We start from the raw sequence: 4,758 nt of genomic DNA on the forward strand, positions 1-4,758 counted from the left end.
ATCTCAGGTCAATCGACCTGGCCACGCTGAGCGGCGTGCTCCGCGTGTGCGACGTGGAACTGTTGCTGCTGGATGGCAATGGTCCGCGCGCGGCATTTGCTTCGCGCGTTCACGAGGAAGCCCTGTTCTGCAGCATCACCTGTGGCTTCCACTGCCGCGGCCGTTTCATGCTGCCGCCGGACTGGGCAATGCTCGGCTACCTGCACACCACCGATGATGCATTGAGCTGGTGCCATGGCGTGCCGCTGACGCCGGGCATGGCCTTGACCGTGATGCCCGAAGGCATCAGTGAATTCACTCTCAGCCCTGGTACCCAGATGACGCTGATGCTGGTGCCGGTCGCGCGCGTGCAGCGCAAGTTGACCGAGCTGAGCCTGCGCAGCACGCCACCGGCGGGGCAGGCGCTTTCACTGTTCAACCTTGGCGATGATGCGATGCCGCTGGTACGCCATTACCAGCAACTGCACGCGCAGCTGGGGCAGGGTGGTGGGCTGCAGCCGGAAGAAACCGAGCGCCTGCTGCACGAGCATGTCCAGGCGCTGCTCGGTGCCGGCCCAGCCGATCGGCCCAGTTGCAGCCGCGCCCGCCGCACGCATTACCTGATCGCGCAGCGGGCGGAGAACTTCATGCGCCTCAATCTTCGCCGCAATATCTACATGAATGAAATCTGCGATGCCGCCGGCGTCAGCGAGCGTGGCCTGCGCTATGCGTTCGAGGATCTGTTCGGCACCTCGCCCAATCGCTACCTGTCGATGCTGCGGCTGTGCGCGGCCTGCCGCAGCCTGTCGATGGCCGATTCCAACCGGCGCTCGGTCAAGGCCATCGCCCTCAGTTGCGGGCTGTGGGATCTTTCCCGCTTTGCCGACAACTACCGGAAAGTGTTCGGCGAACTGCCGCGTGACACGTTGATGCGCGCGCCGGCACAGCTCGGCCAGCCAGCCTGAGGGGTATCGGCCGGGCTGCCGCCCGGCACCCGCAGAGGCAAGGGCAACGGCAACTGCCGAAAGCAAAAGCAGGTTTCCTGTGGAATGGCGGGGTGGGTCCGRTKGCRGGGGACGCCGTAAACCCGTCCATGGGGGCTTGGCCGCGGCATCCATGCCGCGGACACCCCCGCAACCGGAGCCACCCGCCTTCGACAGATTTCCGCGAACTGCAGTAGATCCACGCCATGCGTGGATGAGCGGCAAACTGCAGAATCTGTCGATGGCATCGACACAACGAAAAACGGCGGGGTTTCCCCCGCCGTTTTGTTTTTCGTACTTCAGGCCGCGCTTACTTCAGGCCGCGGAACTTCAGCAGCGGCTCCACCGACGGGTCCTTGCCGCGGAAATCGCGGTACAGGGTCGACAGCTCCACGCTGTTGCCGCGCGAGAGGATCTTGTCGCGGAATTCCTGGCCGTTGGCGGCGGTCAGGCCACCGTGTTCGGTGAACCACTGGTAGGCGTCATGGTCCAGCACTTCCGCCCAGAAGTAGGCGTAGTAGCCGGCCGAGTAACCGCCACCCCAGATGTGGTCGAAGTAGGTGGTGCGGTAACGCGGCGGCACCTGCGGCAGATCGACCTTGAACTTCTTCAGCGCGCCCGCTTCGAAGGCGCCGACGTCCTGCAGCGGGGCATCGGCTTTCTGCGTGTGCCAGGCCAGGTCGAGCAGTGCCGCCGACAGGTACTCGGTGGTCGCATAGCCCTGGTTGAAGCTGCGCGCCTTGAGGATCTTGTCGACCAGTTCCTGCGGCATCGCTTCGCCGGTCTTGTAGTGCTTGGCGTAGTTGGCGAACACCTTCGGGTCCAGCGCCCAGTGCTCGTTGAACTGCGACGGGAACTCGACGAAATCGCGCGAGGTGGCGGTACCGGCGATCGACGGGTACTTCACGTTCGAGAACATGCCATGCAGTGCATGGCCGAACTCATGGAACATCGTGGTGACGTCGTCGAAGCTGATCAGCGCAGGCTGGCCGGCGGCCGGCTTGGTGAAGTTGCAGACGTTGTAGACCACCGGCTTGGCACCGGTCAGGCCGTCCTGTTCGACGAACACGTCCATCCAGGCGCCACCGGACTTGCTGTCACGCTTGAAGTAGTCGSWGTAGAACAGGGCCAKCGAGGTGCCGTCCTTGTCGAACACTTCGTACACCTTCATGTCCGGGTTGTAGGTCGGAATGTCGGTGCGCGGCTTGAAGGTGATGCCGTACAGCTGGGTGGCGGCGTAGAAGACGCCGTTCTGCAGCACGTTGTCCAGCTCGAAGTACGGCTTGATCTGCGACTCGTCCAGATCGTACTTGGCCTTGCGCACCTGCTCGGCGTAGAAATCCCAATCCGAGGCGGCCACCTGGAAACCACCCTTCTGGGCGTCGATCACCTTCTGGATCTCACCGGCTTCGGCACGCGCCTTGGCGGTGGCGGCAGGCACGGTGTCGGTCAGCAGCTTCAGTGCGGCCGCCGGGGTCTTGGCCATCTGGTCGCCCAGCTGGTAGTCGGCGAAGGTGTCGAAGCCGAGCAGCTTGGCCTTCTGCGCACGCAGCTGGGCCAGGCGCTGCACGGTCTGCCGGGTGTCGTTGGCATCGCCACGCTCGGCACGGGTTTCCGAAGCCTTCAGCACGGCGGCGCGCTGGTCGCGGTCGGTCAGCGAACCGAGCACCGGCTGCTGGGTGGTGTTCTGCAGCGGCAGCAGGAACTTGCCATCCAGCTTGCGGTCCTTGGCGGCCGCGGCGGCATTGTTGACCGCGCCCTCGTCCAGGCCGGCCAGCTTGGCCTTGTCGTCSACCACSACCGCASCSGCGGCSGTKGCRGCSACCAGKCGGGTGTGGAACTGGGTGGMCAGCGTGGTTTCTTCCACGTTKAGCTTGCGCAGGCTCGCCTTGTCGGCGTCGGACAGCTGCGCGCCCGAGCGCACCAGGCCGTCGTAGTAATGCTCGACCAGGCGCTTCTGCACCGGATCCAGGCCCAGCGTCTCACGCTGGTCGTACAGCGACTTCACGCGCGCGAACAGCTTCGGATCGAGGTTGATCTCGTCCTGGTGCGCGGCCAGCTTCGGCGCCACTTCTTCCTGGATCTTCTGGCGGGCATCGTTGGTGTCGGCCTGGACCAGGCCGAAGAAGATGCGCGACACGCGGGTCAGGGTCTCGCCGCTGCGCTCCATCGCCACGATGGTGTTGTCGAAGGTGGCCGGCTCGGCGCTGTCGGCGATCTTGCGCACGTCGGCCAGATGCTGGCGCATGCCTTCTTCGAACGCCGGCAGGTAATCGCTGTCCTTGATCTTGTCGAACGGCGGTGCCTGGAACGGCAGGCTGCTGGCGGTCAGCAGCGGATTGGTGGAGGCTTCGGCCGGCTGCTGGGCCGGTGCATTCTGGGCTTCGGACACGGGGGTGGACTCCTTGCCGGAACAGGCCGCCAGCGCCAGGCTGATGGCGGCGGCCAGGACTACGGTACGCGACATGTAAAACGCTCCTTGGGCAGACGGTACGGGATGGCAGCCGTCCACCCTACTCCTGTCACGGGCGCCCGGCATGTGCCGGACGTGGCGTCTACGCTGCCAGCAGCGGCTGGCTCAGACCGTGCCGCGGGTCTTGCCGATCCAGGGCCGGTAGAACTCGCGGATGGTCGCCATGTCTGCGGCATCATCGCCGGTCGGCGTGAACAGCGGGCCGATGCCGATGGTCTTTTCCGGGTAGTGGAAATACGCGGCCAGRATCGGCACGTCGGCCATCCGCGCAATCTTCAGGAAGCCGGCCTTCCAGTCCTTCACGGCCTTGCGGGTGCCTTCGGGGGTGATGGCGAACCACATCTTCTCGTTGTTGCGCAGCAGGTCCACGGCCTGGCCGACAGTGCCCTGCGGCGAGCTGCGATCCAGCGGGATCACGCCCAGCTTGTGCAGCAGCGGGCCCAGTGGCCACCAGAACAGCGAGGCCTTGCCCAGCACCTTCACTTTCATGCCCAGTGCGATCTTGGCGGCCATGCCCCACAGCCCGTCCCAGTTGGACGAATGCGGAGCGATGATGAAGACCAGCCTGGGAACGTTCGGCAGCGTACCGGTCACTTTCCAGCCGCCCATGCGCAGCGTGCAGCGCGCCAGCCAGCGCAGGAAACGGTTGGGCTTGACCTGCGGCATGTTCGGCGGAATGGCCGGCAGCAACGGCGTCGGGTTGTTCAAGCAATCACTCCCAGTCACGTGATGAGCGCCCGCGCTTGATCTGCGCGCGCCCGCGTTTGGCGTCCAGACGACGCAGTTTCGACCCGAAGGTCGGCTTGGTGGCCTTGCGTGGTTTGGGCACGCTCAGCCCGGCCTGGATGAAGGCCGCCAGCCGCTCGCGCGCATCCTCGCGATTGCGATCCTGGGTGCGGAAACGTTGCGCGTCGATGACCAGCACGCCTTCGCCGGTCATGCGCCGGTCGCGCCGCGCCAACAGGCGCTCGCGCAGCGGCTCGGGCAACGAGGGCGAGCCGGCCACGTCGAAACGCAGTTCCACCGCGGTGGAGACCTTGTTGACGTTCTGGCCGCCGGCACCACTGGCACGCACGAAACGCTCGACGATCTCGCCGTCGGGGATTTCAAGCTGCGCGCTGATGATGACCGGTCCACTGCCCATCTACGCATTGTAGCGGCAGCCGCGTCGCCGTGGCTGCCATCACGCCCCGTATGCCGCCGATCAGGCACCGAACACGCCGCCTTCGCCTTTGCCGGGGGTATGCTTGCCATCCCGTGTACTGCAGGACGCTCCGCATGATCCGCTTCGTTCCCTCCCAGTTGCGCCGCGCGACCCTGCTG

Annotated in this window: 4 protein-coding genes; 1 reads left to right on the plus strand and 3 read right to left on the minus strand. The window is 65.5% G+C overall.

All coding sequences use genetic code 11. The features are described from left to right. Positions 1-944, plus strand: a 944-nt coding sequence (locus AC1VAN_RS11865; protein WP_480985860.1) for an AraC family transcriptional regulator, incomplete at its 5' end; no start/stop codon positions are given. Positions 945-1,272: 328 nt separating this feature from the next. On the opposite strand, the gene dcp is transcribed toward AC1VAN_RS11865, so the two are convergent. The 3 genes from dcp to arfB all read right to left on the minus strand — a co-directional run bounded on the left by dcp (position 1,273) and on the right by arfB (position 4,579). After that, entirely contained in the window at positions 1,273-3,429 is a 2,157-nt protein-coding gene (gene dcp, locus AC1VAN_RS11870; protein WP_480985861.1) for a peptidyl-dipeptidase Dcp, read from the minus strand. A gap of 111 nt (positions 3,430-3,540) precedes the next feature. Then, positions 3,541-4,143: a lysophospholipid acyltransferase family protein gene (locus AC1VAN_RS11875; RefSeq protein WP_025875827.1), complete on the minus strand. Its 603-nt coding sequence runs from the start codon at positions 4,141-4,143 to the stop codon at positions 3,541-3,543. Between the two features lie 4 nt (positions 4,144-4,147). Beyond that, on the minus strand, positions 4,148-4,579 hold the full coding sequence (gene arfB, locus AC1VAN_RS11880; protein ID WP_025875829.1) for an alternative ribosome rescue aminoacyl-tRNA hydrolase ArfB: 432 nt from the start codon (positions 4,577-4,579) through the stop codon (positions 4,148-4,150). Positions 4,580-4,758: the final 179 nt, after the last annotated feature.

This window comes from Stenotrophomonas sp. 05L44_2 (assembly GCF_056665995.1).

Bases quoted from the DNA above. Each gene is read 5' to 3' on its own strand.
- arfB (WP_025875829.1), bottom strand. From the start codon at position 4,579: ATGGGCAGTGGACCGGTCATCATCAGCGCGCAGCTTGAAATCCCCGAC.